Source organism: Streptomyces sp. NPDC044704, from assembly GCF_056433525.1.
Map to the genome: position 1 here is coordinate 95331 of NZ_JBWKGY010000014.1, position 17158 is coordinate 112488.

Annotated in this window: 16 protein-coding genes; 7 read left to right on the top strand and 9 right to left on the bottom strand. The window is 74.3% G+C overall.

From position 1 onward, the window contains the following. Positions 1 to 40 precede the first annotated feature (40 nt). Positions 41 to 1579: a hypothetical protein gene (locus tag AC07B0_RS28810; RefSeq protein ID WP_478899214.1), complete on the bottom strand. Its 1539-nt coding sequence runs from the start codon at positions 1577 to 1579 to the stop codon at positions 41 to 43. Between the two features lie 45 nt (positions 1580 to 1624). Continuing rightward, the gene (locus AC07B0_RS28815) at positions 1625 to 2005 is read right to left on the bottom strand and encodes a PPOX class F420-dependent oxidoreductase (protein WP_356876281.1); all 381 of its coding nucleotides are present in this window, start codon (positions 2003 to 2005) and stop codon (positions 1625 to 1627) included. 487 nt (positions 2006 to 2492) lie between these two features. On the opposite strand from AC07B0_RS28815, the gene AC07B0_RS28820 reads away from it, so the two are divergent. The 4 genes from AC07B0_RS28820 to AC07B0_RS28835 all read left to right on the top strand — a co-directional run bounded on the left by AC07B0_RS28820 (position 2493) and on the right by AC07B0_RS28835 (position 8462). After that, a complete protein-coding gene (locus AC07B0_RS28820) occupies positions 2493 to 4040 on the top strand; it encodes a glycosyltransferase family 2 protein (RefSeq protein ID WP_356876283.1) in 1548 nt (515 codons plus the stop codon). Further along, entirely contained in the window at positions 4037 to 5062 is a 1026-nt protein-coding gene (locus tag AC07B0_RS28825; protein WP_478899216.1) for a glycoside hydrolase family 26 protein, read from the top strand. Before AC07B0_RS28820 ends, AC07B0_RS28825 begins: the two co-directional genes overlap by 4 nt. 281 nt (positions 5063 to 5343) lie before the next feature. After that, on the top strand, positions 5344 to 6846 hold the full coding sequence (locus AC07B0_RS28830; RefSeq protein WP_356876470.1) for an ArnT family glycosyltransferase: 1503 nt from the start codon (positions 5344 to 5346) through the stop codon (positions 6844 to 6846). Then, entirely contained in the window at positions 6843 to 8462 is a 1620-nt protein-coding gene (locus tag AC07B0_RS28835) for a glycosyltransferase family 39 protein (RefSeq protein WP_478899217.1), read from the top strand. The genes AC07B0_RS28830 and AC07B0_RS28835 overlap by 4 nt, the downstream gene beginning before the upstream one ends. Before the next feature lie 33 nt (positions 8463 to 8495). On the opposite strand, the gene AC07B0_RS28840 is transcribed toward AC07B0_RS28835, so the two are convergent. Next, positions 8496 to 8687 carry a hypothetical protein gene (locus tag AC07B0_RS28840; RefSeq protein ID WP_356876289.1) on the bottom strand — a complete coding sequence of 64 codons (192 nt, stop codon included), beginning with the start codon at positions 8685 to 8687 and terminating at the stop codon, positions 8496 to 8498. Positions 8688 to 9192: 505 nt separating this feature from the next. Here AC07B0_RS28840 and AC07B0_RS28845 point away from each other — a divergent pair. Further along, on the top strand, positions 9193 to 9438 hold the full coding sequence (locus tag AC07B0_RS28845; protein ID WP_356876291.1) for a hypothetical protein: 246 nt from the start codon (positions 9193 to 9195) through the stop codon (positions 9436 to 9438). A 25-nt stretch (positions 9439 to 9463) separates the two neighbouring features. Here the strand turns inward: AC07B0_RS28845 and AC07B0_RS28850 are convergent, their stop codons facing one another. Further along, entirely contained in the window at positions 9464 to 9715 is a 252-nt protein-coding gene (locus AC07B0_RS28850) for a helix-turn-helix domain-containing protein (protein ID WP_356876293.1), read from the bottom strand. 65 nt (positions 9716 to 9780) lie between these two features. Here AC07B0_RS28850 and map point away from each other — a divergent pair, with 65 nt between their 5' ends. After that, positions 9781 to 10548 carry a type I methionyl aminopeptidase gene (gene map / locus AC07B0_RS28855; protein WP_478899218.1) on the top strand — a complete coding sequence of 256 codons (768 nt, stop codon included), beginning with the start codon at positions 9781 to 9783 and terminating at the stop codon, positions 10546 to 10548. A 14-nt stretch (positions 10549 to 10562) separates the two neighbouring features. On the opposite strand, the gene ggt is transcribed toward map, so the two are convergent. After that, complete coding sequence (gene ggt, locus AC07B0_RS28860) at positions 10563 to 12362, bottom strand: gamma-glutamyltransferase (protein ID WP_478899219.1); 1800 nt, start codon at positions 12360 to 12362, stop codon at positions 10563 to 10565. A gap of 119 nt (positions 12363 to 12481) precedes the next feature. Here ggt and AC07B0_RS28865 point away from each other — a divergent pair, with 119 nt between their 5' ends. After that, entirely contained in the window at positions 12482 to 13207 is a 726-nt protein-coding gene (locus AC07B0_RS28865; protein ID WP_356876299.1) for a hypothetical protein, read from the top strand. On the opposite strand, the gene AC07B0_RS28870 is transcribed toward AC07B0_RS28865, so the two are convergent. Genes AC07B0_RS28870 through AC07B0_RS28885 form a run of 4 tightly spaced genes read right to left on the bottom strand, consistent with a single transcriptional unit; the run spans position 13167 to position 17128 of the window. Then, positions 13167 to 14426 carry a cytochrome P450 gene (locus AC07B0_RS28870; protein WP_356876301.1) on the bottom strand — a complete coding sequence of 420 codons (1260 nt, stop codon included), beginning with the start codon at positions 14424 to 14426 and terminating at the stop codon, positions 13167 to 13169. The two genes, AC07B0_RS28865 and AC07B0_RS28870, sit on opposite strands and share 41 nt — an antisense overlap. 45 nt (positions 14427 to 14471) lie before the next feature. Continuing rightward, the gene (locus tag AC07B0_RS28875; RefSeq protein ID WP_469382348.1) at positions 14472 to 14996 is read right to left on the bottom strand and encodes a hypothetical protein; all 525 of its coding nucleotides are present in this window, start codon (positions 14994 to 14996) and stop codon (positions 14472 to 14474) included. After that, positions 14993 to 16441 carry an ATP-binding protein gene (locus AC07B0_RS28880; RefSeq protein ID WP_478899221.1) on the bottom strand — a complete coding sequence of 483 codons (1449 nt, stop codon included), beginning with the start codon at positions 16439 to 16441 and terminating at the stop codon, positions 14993 to 14995. Before AC07B0_RS28880 ends, AC07B0_RS28875 begins: the two co-directional genes overlap by 4 nt. Positions 16442 to 16447: 6 nt before the next feature. Further along, positions 16448 to 17128: a response regulator transcription factor gene (locus AC07B0_RS28885; RefSeq protein ID WP_356876307.1), complete on the bottom strand. Its 681-nt coding sequence runs from the start codon at positions 17126 to 17128 to the stop codon at positions 16448 to 16450. Between the last annotated feature and the right edge of the window lie 30 nt (positions 17129 to 17158).

The window sequence follows — 17158 nt, forward strand, 5'->3', positions numbered from 1 at the left end:
ACGTCTCCACGCGGTCGATTACGGTCGGCAGGCGGGCGCTTCAGGCCTCCGGGATCCCGGCCACGCGCAGGGCGTGCGACAGGTCGCGGTGCCGGGTACCGGGCTGGGAGCGGGCGGCCCGGAGCAGCCGGGGGGCGAACCAGTGCGGGTCCCGGCGGGCGAGCGCGGCGGCCTCCTCCGCGGTGCGCAGGCCCACGAAGGCCCCGAGCAGGGCGTGGGCCTCCCGCTCCCGGCCGGCGGCGCCCAGGGCGAGCGCGGCGTCGGCCACCTCGGCCGCGGGGCGGGCCACGCCCTGGCGCAGCAGGCGTCCGCAGTCGGTGTCGCGGCCCGCGTCCGCGAGCGCGGCGGCGGCCTCGGCGAGCCGGCCGGGCGGGAGCGAGGCCGCCTCCCAGAGCAGGGTGGCCCAGTCGGCGGCGAGCCCGGCGCCGGCGAGTCCGGCGGCGAGGGCGGGCAGGAGCCGGGCGGGCCAGGCGGCGGCCTCGCACAGCAGGGCGTGCGCCTCGCCGCCCCGGCCGCGTGCGCGCAGGTCGAGGAGCCGGGCGACGAAGGCGGCGACCTCCGGCGCGGGGGTGCGGGGTGCCGGTTCCGGTGCCCCGGGGGCGGGCTTCGGCCGGTCCGGCGTCCCGGGGGCGGTGACCGGCCGGCCGCCGAAGCGGGCGCCCCGGGGCGCCGACGCGGCGGGCTCCGCCTCCGTCCCCGGCGGCGGGACGAACACCGGGTCGGGCCCGGCCGTGGCACCGGCGTACCGGGCCCCTCCGGCCCGCCGCCCGCCACCGCGCAACCACCGCCCCTCGGCCCGCGCGACGGGGGGCTGGGCGGGGGCGGACCCGGGGCCGCCGGGCGCCGGGGCTCCGGGGTCCGCCGGGGGGACCGGCGGCGCGACCGGCCCGGCGTGCCCCCGAGGTCCGGGGTCCGCCGACGGGCCGGGCCAGGTCGGGGATGCCGGCGGGGCCGACGGTGCGGGCGGTGCGGGCGGCGGCAGGGGGGCCGGAGGGGCTTCGCGCTGGCGGGGTACGGACGGGAGGGGCCCCACGGCAGGCCCGGTGGGGGCGGGGTCCGCGGGGGCCGGGCGCGGCGCGGTGCGGAGCGCGTGCAGGCGGGCCGTCAGGTCGGCGTGCCGGGCGGCCGCGCGCGCGGCGTCGTCCCGGGTCCAGGACAGCTCCCGGGACAGGGCGGCCGCCTCCCCCGGGTCGGCCACGGCGCCGAGCCGCGCGGTCAGGGTCCGTACCGCCGCCTCCGACGCGGCCCGCTGGCCGGCCGCCGCCGCGAGCAGCGCGGGCAACTCCCGCGCCCCGTCCGGGGTCCCGTCCAGGGCTGCGGCCGCCGCGGCCCTCAGCCGGGCCGCGTACACCGCCTCGTGCGCCGCCGGTTCGGCGCCCGCCGCGCCCGCGAGGTCGGCGAGCAGGGAGTCCAGTACGTCCCACGGCGGGACCGCGACCCCGTCCAGGCAGGCCCGCATCCCCTCGGGGTCCCGCCGCAGGAACTCCCCGTACCAGCCCGCCCCGGGATCCAGTCTGCTCGTCAACGCCCGCAGGTAGTCCGCGAGTTGCCCGATCACCAGTGAAGTCGGCGTCTCCATGACCGCATTGGATCCCACCCGTGTTACGGGCGGGCTACGGGAGTCTCAAAGCTTGACGGCGATCCCGGTGTGCGGCCGCTTCCCGCGCCGCGCCAGGGTGGCGGGTACGTCCACCATCCAGAACTGCCAGGTGTACTTGCGCGTCATCAGCCGGCGCACCCGCTTCAGCCCCTCCCCGTCGAGCAGCCGCGCCCGGCCCTCCAGGACGGGGGCGCCCTCCACGACGCGCCCGCGCACGTCGCAGGCCACGACGGTGACCCGCCCGTCGTTGCGGATGCGCCGGACCTTCCAGGAGTCGCTGCGGGTCCACACGTACAGCTCGCCGCCGTCGGCGACGGCCCATACGGGGGTCGCGACGGGGGTGCCGTCCTTGCGGAAGGTGGTGAGGCTCACGTACCGGGCCCGGCCCAGCTCTTCAAGGGTCATGGAGGGAGCCTAGAGGGTGGCCGGAAGGGGGCCGGCGGACCGGCAATTCCCACCCCAACAGCCTTGCGGATCAAGACGTTCACAATGCCGGAATTGTTAATTCCATGTCACTCGGCCCACACACCGCGGCCCCGCGCAACGGAACGCCCCCGCACCGGCGGTGGGGTCTTCGTTATTCAGCCGTGATCCGGAGTCGTGCAACCATTTCCTGGTACATCTTGTTCGTCCCGGCCCCCGATTCCTCCCCGAAACGCGGGTTATCCTGATTGTGATCGAATATGCGTCCGCTGTGTAGGCCGGGTGTCTCTGGGGCCTTCGCGGCCTCGGTCGCCCGGAGGCCTGGGGGGGTCTGGAAATGAGTGCGACGGAAGCTGCCCGCACGGACGGTGGAAACGGCATCGGGAGCGGTACCGGCAACGGCGGCGGGACCCTTGTCAGGACGGCCGGCAGCCGGTCCCGGCGCGGCACCCGGAGGCGGGGCAGACCGGTGCCGTCCGGCACCGCCGCGCACCACGGACTGCTGCCCCAGCCGCCGGACGACGTCGAGAAGTATTCCTATGCCCGCCGGCACCTGTGGGTGCTGACTTTCGGGTCCCTCCTCAGCTTCGCCTGCCTCGCGGCCAGCCAGTTCCTGTTCACGAAATCCAGCCCGTGGTTCTGGCTGGCATTGCCCCCGCTGGCATTCGTGACGGCGGACTATCTCATCTCGCTGTACCTCGACGGCTTCAGCAAGGACTTCGACATCAAGGCCCACCGCCGCATGGTGCGCCGCTGGCGGCCCGCCGTCCGGCCGAGCGTCGACGTGTACCTGCCTGTGTGCGGCGAGCCCATCGAGGTGCTCCACAACACCTGGGTCCACGTGCGCCGCCTCGCCGCCTCCTACGAGGGCGAGGTCGTCGCGTACGTCCTCGACGACGCGGCGGACCCGGAGGTCGGGGCGATGGCCCGCGACTTCGGCTTCACCTACGTCGTCCGCCCCAACCGCGGCTGGTTCAAGAAGGCCGGCAACCTGCACCACGCCTTCGCGATGACCCGCGGCGAACACATCCTGATCCTCGACGCCGACTTCGCGCCGCGCGCCGACCTCCTCGACGAGCTGCTCCCGCACATGGACGACGACGAGCGGATCGGCATCGTCCAGTCCCCCCAGTTCTTCCGCATCACCGACCGGCAGAACTGGATCGAGCGCGGCGCCGGCGCCGTCCAGGAGCAGTTCTACCGGTCCGTCCAGACCTCCCGGGAGGACAAGGACGGGTCCATCTGCGTGGGGTCGTGCGCCGTCTACCGGCGGGCCGCCCTGGAGGAGATCGGCGGGATCTCGCTGATCGAGCACTCCGAGGACATGTACACCGGCTTCGACCTGCGGGCCCTGGGCTGGAAGCTGCGCTACGTGCCGCTCGCCCTGTCCGCCGGTGTCTGCCCCGACTCCGCGGGCGCCTTCCACAACCAGCAGTACCGCTGGTGCATGGGCTCGCTGTCCCTGCTCACCAGCAAGAAGTTCTGGGACATGCCCATGCGCTTCAAGACGCGCCTGTGCTACGTCTCCGGCTTCCTGTACTACCTCCAGACCGCTCTGGCCACCTTCATCGCCCCGCTCATCCCGCTCGCCCTGCTGGTCCTCAAGCCCGACCTGCTGCGCGCCGAGGCCAGCGTCCTCGTCCTGCCCAGCATCGCGTACGTCACCCTCGTGCTGCCGCTCTGGCACCGGGCCCCGTACCGGCTGGAGGCCTGGTCCACCCGGCTCATGTACGGCTGGTCGCACACCTTCGCCGTCTGGGACGTGCTGCGCGGCCGCGAGATGGGCTGGAAGCCCACCGGATCCGACGGCGCCAAGAAGAACGGCATGCGCCGCTACTGGATCGGCATGATCGGCTGGACCGGCGGCACCGCCGTGCTCTGGCTGGTGCTGGCGGCCTGGCGGATGCTCACGATGTATCCGCCGGACTTCGCCCTCATGCTCGCCGCAGGCATCTTCTACGCGACCATCGTCGGCCGCGTCCTCGTTCAGCCCCGCGCCCAGGAGTCCCACGCGTGACCGTCTCCCTCCGCCGCTGCCTCACGGCCGCGGTCCTCGCCGGCTCCCTGCTCGCGGGCACCGTCGGCTGCAACACCTTCTCCTCCTCCGGGCGGGACGAGTACAAGATGAGCGCGGGTGACTCCGGCTCCGGCGCGGGCTCCCGGACCTCCGCCGCGCCCGCGCTGCCCTACGACGTACGGCCGCTCCTCCAGCCGAAGAACAAGTACCTCGGCCTGGCCGCCGACGGCGCGCCCGAGTCGATGAAGCCCGTCGAGAAGTTCGCCTCCGACGCCGGCAAGAAGCCGAACGTCATCGAGTTCTACTCGGCCTGGGGCGACCAGTACGAGACGAAGCTCGTCCGCAACGCCTGGGAGTACGGCGCCGTGCCGTTCATCGCCTGGGAGCCGATGAAGAAGAGCCTCGCCGACATCTCCTCCGGCCGCGAGGACGGGTACATCCGCGCGTACGCGCGCTCCGTGCGGGAGACGAACCTGCCCGTCGCCCTCAGCTTCGCGCACGAGATGAACGGCCACTGGTACCCCTGGGGCACCAAGAACGCCACCCCGCAGCAGTTCATCGAGGCGTACAAGCACGTCCACGACGTCTTCCAGCAGGAGGGCGCCACCCAGGTCATCTGGGTCTGGAGCCCCAACGTGATCAACCCGATGCCGACCGTGCGGCTCCAGCCGTACTGGCCCGGGGACAACTACGTCGACTGGGTCGGCGTCGTCGGCTACTACGGCAAGGCCGGCCCGGCCACGTACGAGACCCTGTACGGCCCTACGATGACGGAGATCCGGCGCTTCACGCAGAAGCCGTTCCTCATAGCCGAGACGGCGGCCGAGTCGGGCACCCGCAAGAGCGCGGACATCGCCGACCTCTTCCAGGGCACCCTCAAGCGCGACGACGTCATCGGCTTCATCTGGTTCGACTTCGACAAGGAAGCGGACTGGCGCATCACCAGCACCCCGGAAGCGGCCCGTTCCTTCAGGAAGCAGGCGGAGAACCCGCGCTTCGGATTCGACGTGAAGAAGCCGTGACCGAGCACCCGAGACGCCCCCGCTGGGCCCACGACCCGTACCCCGGGGAAGAACCCCGCCCGTACGCCCCGGCGGATCCGTACGCGGCGGCGGACACCTACGCCGCCGACCCGTACGCCGCCGCGGATCCCTACGCCCCGTCCGGCCTGTACGCCGCCGCGGATCCGTACGCCCCGTCCGGACCGTACGCCGCCCCGGAACCCGAACCGGAGGCGCCGGTCGGCCGCGTGCCCGCCCAGGCCGGCGCGCCCGAGGCGGAGCGGGCCGAGCCCGGGTACCGCCTGCCCGAGACCCCGGAGTCCGCCTGGTCGCTGGACTCCCGCCGCAGCACCCTGCTCGGCCGGGGCCTGCTGCTCTGCGTCCTGCTCGTCCAGGCCGGCCTGTCCCTGCGGCTGCGCGGCACGGCCTTCCAGGACGAGGCCCTGTACATCGCGGCCGGCCACTACGAGCTGGCGAACCTGCGGGACGGCACCCCGCTGCCGGTGGACTTCGCCGCGTACTTCTCCGGCCACCCGAAGCTGTATCCGGTGCTCGCCGCCGCGGTGGACACCCACTTCGGGCTCACCGGGGTCCGGCTGGTCAGCCTGCTGTTCATGCTGGGCGCGACCACCCTCCTCTACGCCCTGACCCACCGCATGTTCAACGTCCGGGCGGCGATCGGCGCGGCCGCGCTGTTCTCCGTCGTCCAGGCGACGATGATCCTCGGCAACTTCGCCACCTACGACGCCGCCGCGGTCTTCCTGCTGGCGCTGTCCGCGTGGGCGGTGGTCCGCACCGGCCGGATGAACGCCCTGGCGGTGCTCCTCGCGGCGCCGCCGGCCGCCCTGGCCTTCGGCGTGAAGTACGCGTCGGGCCTGTACCTGCCGACGCTCGTGGTGCTGGCGGTCCTGACCGCCTACCGGCACCGCGGCGTCAGGGCACTGGGCCGCGGCGCGGTGCTGGGAGCGGGCGTGGCGGCCCTGCTCGGCGCGGGCTACGTCCTCTCCGGACCGCTCGGCGGCATCAGCGGCACGACCACGGACCGGGCCAAGGGCACGGACTCCGCGTTCACCCTCCTCCAGCACAGCGCCGAATGGGGCGGGCTGCTCTTCCTGGCGGCGCTCGGCGGGTCCGTCGCGTACACGGTGCGCGCCCGCATGGGCGAGATGCCCTGGGTGCCCGGGACGACCCCGGGCCGGCTGCGCCGGGCCTCGCTGGGCCTGCTGCTGACGGGCACGGCGCTGCTGGCGCCCGCCTACCAGGTCCACCTCCAGACGGAGGTCTCGCTCTACAAGCACGTCGGCTTCGGCCTGCTGTTCGCGGCGCCGATGGCCGGCCTGGGCATGGCCCGCCTGGTCGGGCCGCACTTCCGGCACCCGCAGCTCGGCATCATGCTCTACGTCGCGACGCTGACCTTCGGGATGGTGCAGGCGCAGCAGTACTACAGCTTCCCGGACTCGCGGGCGATGACGCAGTTCCTGCGCACGGTGGTGGACGACAAGGGCGTCTACCTCGCGGAGGAGCAGGAGGTGCCGGGCTACTACCTGCGCGACGTCACCGACTGGGGCCAGTGGCAGAACACCTACGTCATGGACTACAAGGGCAAGAGCGGACCGGAGGCGTTCCGCGCCGCCGTCCTCGACGGCCACTTCCACGCGATCGTGCTGCACGGCGGGGTGACGCCCCAGACCGCCGCGGTCGTCGAGGAGGCCCTGCGCGGCAATTCCCGCTACCGGCTCGCGGCCGTGCTCCCCTTCACCACGAGCAGCGGCGAGCACGACTACCGAATCTGGGTCAGACGATGAGCCTGCACGCCCCCGCCCAGCCGGGGACGCCGACCGAGCGCACGGACGCGCCCGCGCACGGGGCGGCCCTCGGCCGGACCCCGGGCCGGGACCGGATCCTGTCCGCCGTCCTGTTCCTGCTGCCCGCCGCGGTCGCCTCGGCCTCCATCTGGAACGGGATCGGCGGCCGCCAGCTGTGGCGCGACGAGCACGCCACCTGGTGGGCCGCCACCCTGTCCTTCGGTGAGCTCGGTTCGCTGATCCGCAGCATCGACGTGGTCTTCACCCCGTACTACGTGCTGATGCACCTGTGGGTGGGCGTGGCGGGCGACTCCGCGACCGCCCTGCGCGTCCCCGGGGCACTGGCCATGGCCGCCGCCGCGGGTCTGCTCGCGCTGCTCGGCCGCCGGATGTTCACCCCGCAGGTGGGGCTGCTGGCGGGGCTGGCCTTCGCCGTCGTCCCGGCCGTCACCCGGTACGGGCAGGAGGTCCGCCCGTACGCCTTCGCGGTCGCCGCCGTGCTGCTGTCCACGCTGCTGCTCGTACGGGCCCTGGAGCAGCCGACCTTCAGGGTGTGGGTCGGCTACACCCTGTCGATACCGCTGGTCGGCTGGAGCCACCTGGCCTCGCTGGCCGTGCTCGCCCCGCACCTGATCCTGGTCGTGCAGGCGCGCCGGGCCGGCGACCGGATCGTGGGCTGGGCCTACGCCGCGGCCGGGATCCTGGGGCTGTGCTTCGTCCTGCCGATGGTCGCCTCCGGTGCCGGGCAGAGCGGTCAGATCGCCTGGAACAACCCGGGGGTCAAGGACCTGCTGGAGTTCCCCGCGCACCTCTTCGGTTCCTGGGCGGTCGCGGTCCCGGTGATGGTGCTGGGCCTGATCGGCCTGTGCTTCACGGGGCGGCGGGCCCTGCCGCTCGCCCTGTGGATCGTGCTGCCCCCGGTGGCCACCTTCGTGACGGCCGCCCAGCTGCACCTGTTCCTGCCGCGCTACCTGTTCTTCACGGCGCCCGCGTGGGTGCTGCTCGCCTCGGTGGCGGTGTGCCGGATCACGGGCCGGGTCGCCCGGCCCCCGGCGGCGGAGCCGGGGGCGTCCGTACCGGGCACGGCTGCCCGGGTGGGCGGCTGGGTGCTGGTGGCGGCCGCGGCCGCCGGGCTCGCCTTCCAGGCGCTGCCGGGCATCGAGGCGGCCCGCGGCCCGGTCGCCGGCGAACCCGACTTCCGGGGGGCCGCGGGCATCGTCCGCGCGGGCCAGCGGGAGCGGGACGGCATCGTGTTCGCGGGTGAGCTCGCCGAGCGCCGGGCCCTGGCGTACGAGCTCCGCGACGACCGGGCCCGGCCCGCCGACGTGCTGATGGACCGCACGCCCCAGGAACTGGGCTCGTTCGGCGCGCTGGAGTGCCCGGAGCCCGCCAGCTGCCTGTCCGGGGCGGACCGGCTGTGGCTGGTGTCGACCTCGCCGGATCCCGGCGAACCGTTCACCGGCATGCCGGAGCGGACCGCGCGGGCGATCCGCGCGGAGTTCAAGGTCGTCCGCACGGACGGGCTGGACTCCGTACGGGTCCTGCTGCTGGAGCGGATCCCCGAGGCCGCCAAGTCCCGCGGCGACGACGCCGCGACCCGCAAGGTCCACTCCTGAGGCACTGGGCGTCTCCCTCGCGCGCGAGGCGCCTCAGCGCGTGGAGACGCCCCGGTGCGGGAGGACCGCGTCGCCCGGCTCGTGGGCGCGGGTGTGGTCGTCGGGGGCGGAGCAGGCCGCGAGCAGCAGCCCGCCCGCGAGGAGGGCGCCGAGGAGTCCGAGACCGAGCCGCTGGGACGCGTTGGCGGTGGACGTGGCGGTGGACAGGGCGGTGGCCGTGGTCATGGTGTGAGCTGCGTTCGTCTCGGGGGCCGCGTGCGTTGCCTTCGTTGCGTTCGTTGCTGACACGCCTTCACGCTTGCCCCGCGGTCCGGGGGTCGCACCGCCGATTGGTCCGATCGGCCGCCGGACACTCCCGGGGCGGGCGGCGGTCCCGGGCCGGGGTCTGTCGGACCATCACACCGGGCGCGTACGGTGCCGGAGTCGGTGTCCCGTCGGAATGAGGCTCTGATGGCCGGGATGGCAGCGCACGTGTGCGGTGACTGCGAGCACGAACGGGGCGTTCACGTCCCCTCGCTGGGCCGGTGCCTCGGCCTCCGGGACGGCCCGCCCTGCGGCTGCCGGCTGTTCCGGCGCGCGGACGAGCCCGCGCCTCCCGGGTGGGAGGCGACGGAGCCGGAGCCGGCGGATCCGCCGTGCGCGGAGTGCCGCTCGCCGTTCGGTGTGTGCCGGTGCGAGTCCTGGTGGGAGCGGCAGCGGTCGCCGTTCGCACCCTGCGGGGGCTGAGCCGGTGAGCGGGGGCGACTGGTTCCTGCTGTGCTTCGCCACCGCGCCGCTCGCCCTGTTCGCGATCGGCCTCACCCTCGCCACCGTCTTCGGCCGCCCGGAGGCGGCCCCGTGCGAGGGCTGTACCCACGGTTTCGAGGAGCACGGGCCGGGCCGCTGTACGGGTGACGGCGGTGGGTGCCGGTGCACCGGTTACCGGCCGGAGTGGGAGCACGGACCGGAGCGGCCGCCCATCGGATGCGGGGGCTGAGGTCCGGGCGGGAGCGACGGGGGCGTCAGGCGGGTACGAGGGCGCAGCGCCGCATCACGTCGTCGAGGGACAGTCCGAGGGCTCCGGCGAGGGCGGCGACCGTGAAGAAGGCGGGTGTGGGCGCCCGGCCGGTCTCGATCTTGCGGAGGGTCTCGGCGGAGAGTCCGGCGCCCGCCGCGACCTCGACCATGCTGCGCGCGCCGCGGGCCTCACGGAGCAGGGCGCCCAGGCGCTCGCCGCGTTCGCGCTCTTCGGGTGTCAAAGGGGTGCGGACCATGCGCCCATCATACCCCCGGACCCCCATTACTATCCCGGTAAAGTTATACCGGTATAGTTATTGGCATGGTGAAACTGAAGACGGACCAGTCGATCGACGAGATGCGCGAAGCCGGCCGGGTGGTCGCCCACGCCCTGGCGGCCGTCCGGGAAGTGGCCGCGGTCGGGGTGTCCCTGCTGGAACTGGACCTGGCGGCGCGCGAAGTGCTCCGCGCGGCCGGTGCTTCCTCGCCCTTCCTCGGATACCGGCCGCAGTTCGCGCCCGTGCCGTTCCCGGCGGTGCTGTGCGCCTCGGTCAACGACGCGATCGTGCACGGCATCCCCGACGGCTACCGGCTGCGCGACGGCGACCTCGTCAGCATCGACTGCGGGGCGAAGCTCGGCGGCTGGGCCGGCGACGCGGCCGTCAGCTTCACGGTCGGCCAGGCCCGGCCCGCCGACCTGAGGCTGATCGAGACCGCCGAGGCGGCCCTCGCCGCGGGCATCGCCGCCGCCGTGCCGGGCAACCGGATCGGCGACATCGCCCACGCCATCGGCCGCGTCTGCCGCGGCGCCGGGTACGGCATCCCCGACGGCTTCGGCGGGCACGGCATTGGCCGCAGCATGCACGAGGACCCGGGCGTGCCGAACGAGGGCCCGGCGGGGCGCGGCATGAAGCTGCGCCCCGGCCTGGTCCTCGCCATCGAGCCGATGCTGACCGCCGGCGGCACCGACGACTACACCTGCGACCCCGACGGCTGGACCCTGCGCACCGTCGACGGCAGCCGCGCCGCGCACGCGGAACACACGGTCGCCATCACCGCCTCCGGCCCGAGGATCCTCACCGCCCCGTAGCCCGCCGACAGGCTCTACGGCCTGCCGTGCGGGTGGACGACCATCGCGGAGCCGCCGCCCCGGCGGGTGGTTTCGGCCGCCGCGAGCCAGCGGCCGTCCGGGAGGCGCTGGACGCCCGTGGCGGCGCCGATCTCGGGGTTCTGCCGGAAGCCCTGGCCGAGGGCCTCCAGTTCGGCGCGGAGCGGGCTGTCCCACAGACCCGGTTCCAGCTCGGTGGTGGTCTGGTTGCGCTGGCTGGCGCGCGGGGCCGCGATGGCGTCGACCAGCGGCAGGCCCCGGTCGAGGTGGCCGAGGAGGGTCTGGAGGACGGTGGTGATGATGGTGGCGCCGCCCGGGGAGCCGACCGCCAGCACCGGACGCCCGTGCTCCAGCACGATGGTCGGGGACATGGAGGAGCGCGGCCGCTTGCCGGGGCCGGGCAGGTTCGGGTCCGGGACTCCGGGGGCGGCCGGGGCGAAGGAGAAGTCCGTCAGCTCGTTGTTGAGCAGGAAGCCGCGGCCCGGGACGGTGATCGCGCTGCCGCCGGTGGACTCGATGGTCAGGGTGTAGGACACCACGTTGCCCCAGCGGTCGGCGACCGTCAGGTGCGTGGTGTTCTCCCCCTCGTACGTGGTCGGGGCGGCCTGGCCGGTGGTGGCGCAGGGCACCGGCCGGCGCGGGTCGCCGGGGGCCAGCGGGCTGGTCAGCGCCCGGTCCGGCCGGACGAGGCAGGCGCGCGAGTCGGCGAAGCGCTGCGAGAGCAGGCCGCGGGTCGGAACGTCCTCGGCGGCCGGGTCGCCCACCCATCGCCCCCGGTCGGCGAAGGAGATCCGCGAGGCCTCGATGAAGCGGTGCAGGTACTGGGTCTCGGAGAGCTTCGAGACGTCGGTGCGCTCCAGGATGTTCAGGGCCTCGCCGACGGTGGTGCCGCCGGAGGAGGAGGGGGCCATCCCGTACACGTCGAGGCCGCGGTAGCTCACCTGGGTCGGGGCCTGCCGCTTCGTGCCGTACGCGCGCAGGTCGGCGGTGGTCAGGTCGCCCGGGCGGACGTTGCGGGTGGCGGCCGGGTCGACCGGGGGCTTGCGGACGGCCCGGACGATGTCCTCGGCGATCGGGCCCCGGTAGAGGGCTCCCGTCCCCTTGCGGGCCAGCTCGGCGTACGTGGCGGCCAGGCCGGGGTTCTTGAAGGTGGAGCCGACCACCGGCAGCTCCCCGCCGGGCAGGAACAGCTCGCGGGTGTCCGGGAAGTCGCGGAAGCGCTCCTCGTTCGCCGCGGTCTGGGACCGGAAGGTGGGGTCGACGGTGAACCCGTCGCGGGCCAGTTTCTCGGCGGGCTTCAGGAGTTGGCCGAGCGGCCGGGTGCCCCAGGAGTCCAGGGCGCTCTTCCAGGTGGCGGGGGTGCCGGGCACTCCGACGCCGAGGCCGCTGGTCTGGCCCTCGGCGAAGGGGATGGGGACGCCGTTCTCCTGGAAGAGGGTGGCGGTGGCGGTGGCCGGGGCGGTTTCGCGGCCGTCGACGGTGTGCACGCGCCGGGTGCGGGCGTCGTAGTAGACGAAGTAGCCGCCTCCGCCGATGCCCGCCGAGTAGGGCTCGGTGACGCCGAGCGCCGCGGCGGTGGCGACGGCCGCGTCGACGGCGTTGCCGCCGGAACGCAGTACGGCGATCCCGGCGGCGGAGGCGTCGGCGTCGACGCTGGCGACGGCCCCGCCGTAGCCGGCGGCGACGGGCACCTTGGGCGGGGTGCCCGGGGACGACGGCGGAGCGGCCGCGCCGGTGGAGACGAGCGCTCCGACGAGGGCGAACAGCGGTAAGGCGCGGGCGGCGGGACGGAGCATGGCGGACCTCCAGTCGGCGACGTCCGCAGAGCCTAGCGCTCCCCCCGCCACCCCGTCAGGGGACGGCTCCGCCCGGCCCCTTCCGGGTGGCCCGCCCGGGGGTGTCTATCATCCGGCGCATGAACGACGACGTGCGCAACATCGTGCTCGGGCTGGTGGCCACCGCCCTCAGCGGCGGGTTCGGCTGGTCCGCCCGGACCTACCTGTGGCGCCGCGCCCTGCGCCGCAAGCAGGCCTTCCTCGGGCTGCCGACGGGGTCCGACTGCCTGTTCGTGGTCAACCGGCAGATGGGCGGCAAGGATTCCTCGCTGCACCGCAACGACGCCTTCGCGCTGCTGGAGATATCCGCCCTGATCAAGGACTGCGGGGCGACCGTGCAGATCGTCCCGCACGACACGGCCCGTCAGGGCTTCGGCGAGCGGGCCGAGTTCTGTGTCGGCGGGCCCGCCTCCAACACCCGTACGACGGCCCATCTGGCCTCCATGCTCCCGGGGGTGCGGGTCGTCACCTCCGAAGAACCGGGTCCGGACCGCGGGGCCATCCGGGTGGGCGGGGAGACGTACCGGTGGGAAGCGGGCCTGGTGGAGTACGTGCTGCTGGCCCGGCTGGCCGGCGGGCGCGCCACCCGGCCGGTGTTCCTGCTGTCGGGACAGACCGCCGTCAGCAACCAGGCCGCCGCCCGCTACCTGGCCCGGGAGCACGTGCGGCTGGCCCGCACCCACGGCCGGGAACCCTTCTGCCTCGTGCTGAAGGTCGTCAACTCCGATGCCTACGGCCCGGACGTGACGGAGCTGGCCGCCGACGTCACGCGGGCGGCCCTGACACCCGTAGCGGAAGCCGCGTGATCCCGTTGATGAAGTTCGAGACCAGCCGGCGCGGCGGGCCCGCCAGTTCGGGCGCGGGCAGGGCGGTGCGCCACTCCTCGTAAAGGGTGCGGAGCTGGAGCCGGGCGAAGTGGGCGCCCAGGCAGACGTGCGGGCCGTCGCCGAAGGAGACGTGCGGGTTGGGCGTACGGGCCGGGTCGAGGCGGTCCGGGTCGGCGAAGGCCCGTTCGTCGTGGTTGGCGGAGGCGTGGAACACCACCACCTTGTCCCCCGCGCGGATGCGGGTGCCGGCGAGGACGGTGTCGCGGGCGGCGGTCCGGCGGAAGCTGAGCACGGGCGGGTGGACGCGCAGGAGCTCGTCGACGACCCGGTCCGGCGGGGCGCTGCCGTCGGCGAGGCGGCGGTAGGCGTCGGGGTGGCGGGCCAGGGCCAGGAGGCCTCCGGGGGCGGCGCTGCGTACGGTGTCGTTGCCCGCGACGGTCAGCAGGAAGAAGAACATCTCCAGTTCGGCCGGCGCCAGCCCGGCCTGCGCGAGGACGGTCATCACGTCTTCGCCGGGGTGGGCGCGTTTGTGCGCGGCCAGTTCCCGGGCGTAGCCGAACATCTCGCCGAGCAGGGCCGGGGAGCGCGGGTTCAGCGGGGTGCCGTCGGGGCCGAGGACGGGTTCGGGGGCGTCGTCGGGGTCCTGGTAGCCGATGATCCGTACGGTCCACTCCAGCAGCAGGGCCCGGTCGGCGGGCGGGACGCCCAGCAGGTCGGTGAGGTTCAGCAGGGCGTACTCGTCGGTGACGGCGGAGACCAGGTCGGTGCTGCCGTCCTCGGCGCGGTCCCGGGCGGCGGCCAGGAGCGTACGGGCGCGGTCGCGGGTCCGGGCGGCGAAGGCGTCGACGCGGGCGGGGGTGAAGGCACGGGCGACCAGACGGCGGAGCCTGCCGTGTCCGGGCGGGTCCTGGTTGAGCATGGTGCTCCGCAGGAACGGCAGGTCGGCCGGGTCGGGGTCGCGGATCTGGGTGGCGCCGGCCCAGGAGGAGTAGGTGCCGTGGTCACGCAGGACACGGACGACGTCGGCGTGCCGGGTGACGGCCCAGAAGCCGGGTCCGGCCGGCCAGCCCCGGATCTCGGGCTCGGTCTGCCAGGCGACGGGGTGCCGGTCGCGCAACAGCCGGTAGCGCTCGTGCGGGATGCCCTCGGCGTAGACGCGGGGGTCGAAGACGTCGGGGACGTCGGCGGCGCGTTCCATGGTCCACACGGTGGCGGCCGGGCGGGGCGCCCGCAAGGGTCCGCGTCAGTGAGCGGGGTCGCAGGGTTCGGGTTCCAGGCTGGCGTCCGGGCCGTGGAGGACGGCCTCGTAGCCCGGGTCGAGGGTGGAGGTGGCGCTGCACACGAGCTGGCTGCGGGCGAGGGCGTCCAGGCCGGCGACCGGGAAGGGGAGGCGTACGTCGAGCCGGTCGTCGGAGGTGAAGACGACGGACACGGCGGCGAGGTCCTGGCCCTCGACGGCGGGGAGCCGGGTGCCGAGCCCGGCCTGTAGTTCGGTGCGGCCGGGGCCGCGGAGCAGTCCGACGACGCTGCCCTGGGGGGCGCTGGGCGTGTACTTGGGCTGCGGTGAGGGGACGAGGCTCCCGTCGGGGCCGACGAAGTAGGCGACCGAACCGCGGCTGGGCGCGGCGACGGCCACGCGGGCGGCCGCGCCGCTCTCGACGACCCCGGTGGGGGCGATCCCGCAGGCCGTGAGCAGCAGGGCTGCCGTCAGGGCCGCGGCGGCCACGGCGGCGGCCGCCCGGGGGCCGGGAACGGGCGGGCGGGTCACGCGGTGGCCTCCAGGGGCATGTCGAGGGTGAACACGGCTCCGCCGGCGGGGGCGTTGGCGGCGCTCAGGGTGCCGCCGTGGAGGCGGACGTTCTCCAGGGTGATGGCGAGGCCGAGGCCGCTTCCGGCGGAGCGGGTGCGGGCGGAGTCGGCCTTGAAGAACCGGTCGAAGATGTGCGGCAGCACCTCGGCGACGATGCCGGGCCCGCTGTCGGTGACCTCGATCAGCAGGCGTTCCCCGTCGGGGCGGGGACGGGTGCGGACGGAGATCCTCACGGGTGCGGAGCCGTGCCGCAGCGCGTTGCCGACGAGGTTGGCGAGGATCACGTCGAAGCGGCGGGGGTCGAGGCGGGCGCGGATGCCCTCGGGGAGGTCGGCGGTCACCCGGCCGTCGTCCCAGTGGCGGCGTTCCAGGGTCTTGCCGACGGCTTCGGCGATGTCGACGTCGTCGAGGTTGAGTCCGGCGGCGCGGGCGTCGAAGCGGGAGATCTCCATCAGGTCCTCGACGAGCACGGCCAGTTTCCCGGTCTCGGCGCTGATCAGCCGCAGGGCTTTGGCGGTGTCGGGGTCGAGCTGTCCGGCGTCCTCGTCGAGCACCTCGGTGACGGCGAGCATCCCGGCGAGGGGGGTGCGCAGTTCGTGGGAGACGTCGGAGGCGAAGCGGCGGGCCCGGACCTCGGCCTCGCGGAGCTCGGCGACGGATTCCTCCAGGGCGCGGGCGGTCTCGTTGAAGGTGCGGGCGAGGCCGGCGAGTTCGTCGGAGCCGCGGACCTCGATGCGGGTGTCCAGGCGGCCGCGGCCGAGGTGTGTGGCGGCGCGCCGCATGTCCCGTACGGGCCGCAGGACGCTGCGGGCGGCGAGCAGGGCGGGGACGACGGCGATGGCGAGGCCCGGGAGGGCGCCCTGCCGGGCGGCCTCGACCATGGCGTCCACGGTCTGTTCCTCGGCGTTCAGCGGCATGACGGCGTAGAGGACGACGCCGGTGGGCCGGTCGGAGGCGCCGGCCGGGGAGAAGACGGCGGGCATGCCGATGGTGAGGTAGGTCTCGCCCCGGGCGTCCTGGACGCGCTGGAAGGCTCCGTGGGGGTGGGCGGCGACCTGCCGGCGGAGCCGGTCGGTGAGGACCGCGGAGGTGGCGGGGGTGACGTTGGAGGAGGCGCGCAGGGTGCCGTACTCGCCGAACACCACCCAGGGGTGCGGTTTGCCGCGTTTGCCGATCTCGTTGACCAGGCGCTGGAGCTGGTGCTGTTCCACCGGCAGTGCGAGGGTCTGGCCCTCCAGCTGGTCGCGCAGGGTGCTGACGGCGGTGTCCTGACTCTGGGTGAGGATCGCCGTGCGCGCCTTCTGGTAGGTGAGGGCGGCCGTGCTCACCGCGCTGATCGCGGCGACGAGGAGGAACGCGGCGATCAGGCGGGTGCGCAGTCCGAGGGGGGCGAGGTGGCGCACGGCCGGCTACAGCGGTCCGAAGCGGTAGCCGAAGCCCCGCACCGTCTGTATGTAGCGGGGGCTCCCGTCGGGGTCCTCGATCTTGTTGCGGAGGCGGCGTACGCAGGCGTCCACGAGCCGGGCGTCGGCGTGGTAACTGTGCTCCCACACGTACTCCAGCAGCTGCTGGCGGGAGAAGACCTGCTCGGGCGAGGCGCTGAGGTGGAGCAGCAGTTTGATCTCGCTGGGGGCGAGGGCGACGCGTTCGCCGTTCTTGGCGACGGTCAGCCCGGCCCGGTCGACGGCCAGCTCTCCGTGCTGCTCCACGCCGGGGCGGCCGCCCGGGTCGCCGAGGCGGCGGAGCACCGCCTTGATGCGGGCTTCGATGATCTCGGTGCGGGCGGGTTTGACGATGTAGTCGTCGGCGCCCGCTTCCAGGCCGACGACGATGTCGAAGTCGTCGCCGCGCGCGGTGAGCATGATGATCGGCACCTCGCTGGTCTCGCGGATCCGGCGGCAGACCTGGACGCCGTTGATGCCGGGGAGCATGAGGTCGAGCAGGACGAGTTCGGGGTGGAAGCCCGCCATCAGGGCGAGCCCCTCCTCGCCGGTCCCGGCGGCGCTCACCTCGTGGCCGCGGCGGCGCAGCCCGAGTCCCACGCCTTCCCGGATGGAAGGGTCGTCCTCGATCAGCAGTACGCGTGGCATCCGGCCAGTATCCCCAGAAGTATCGGTGGC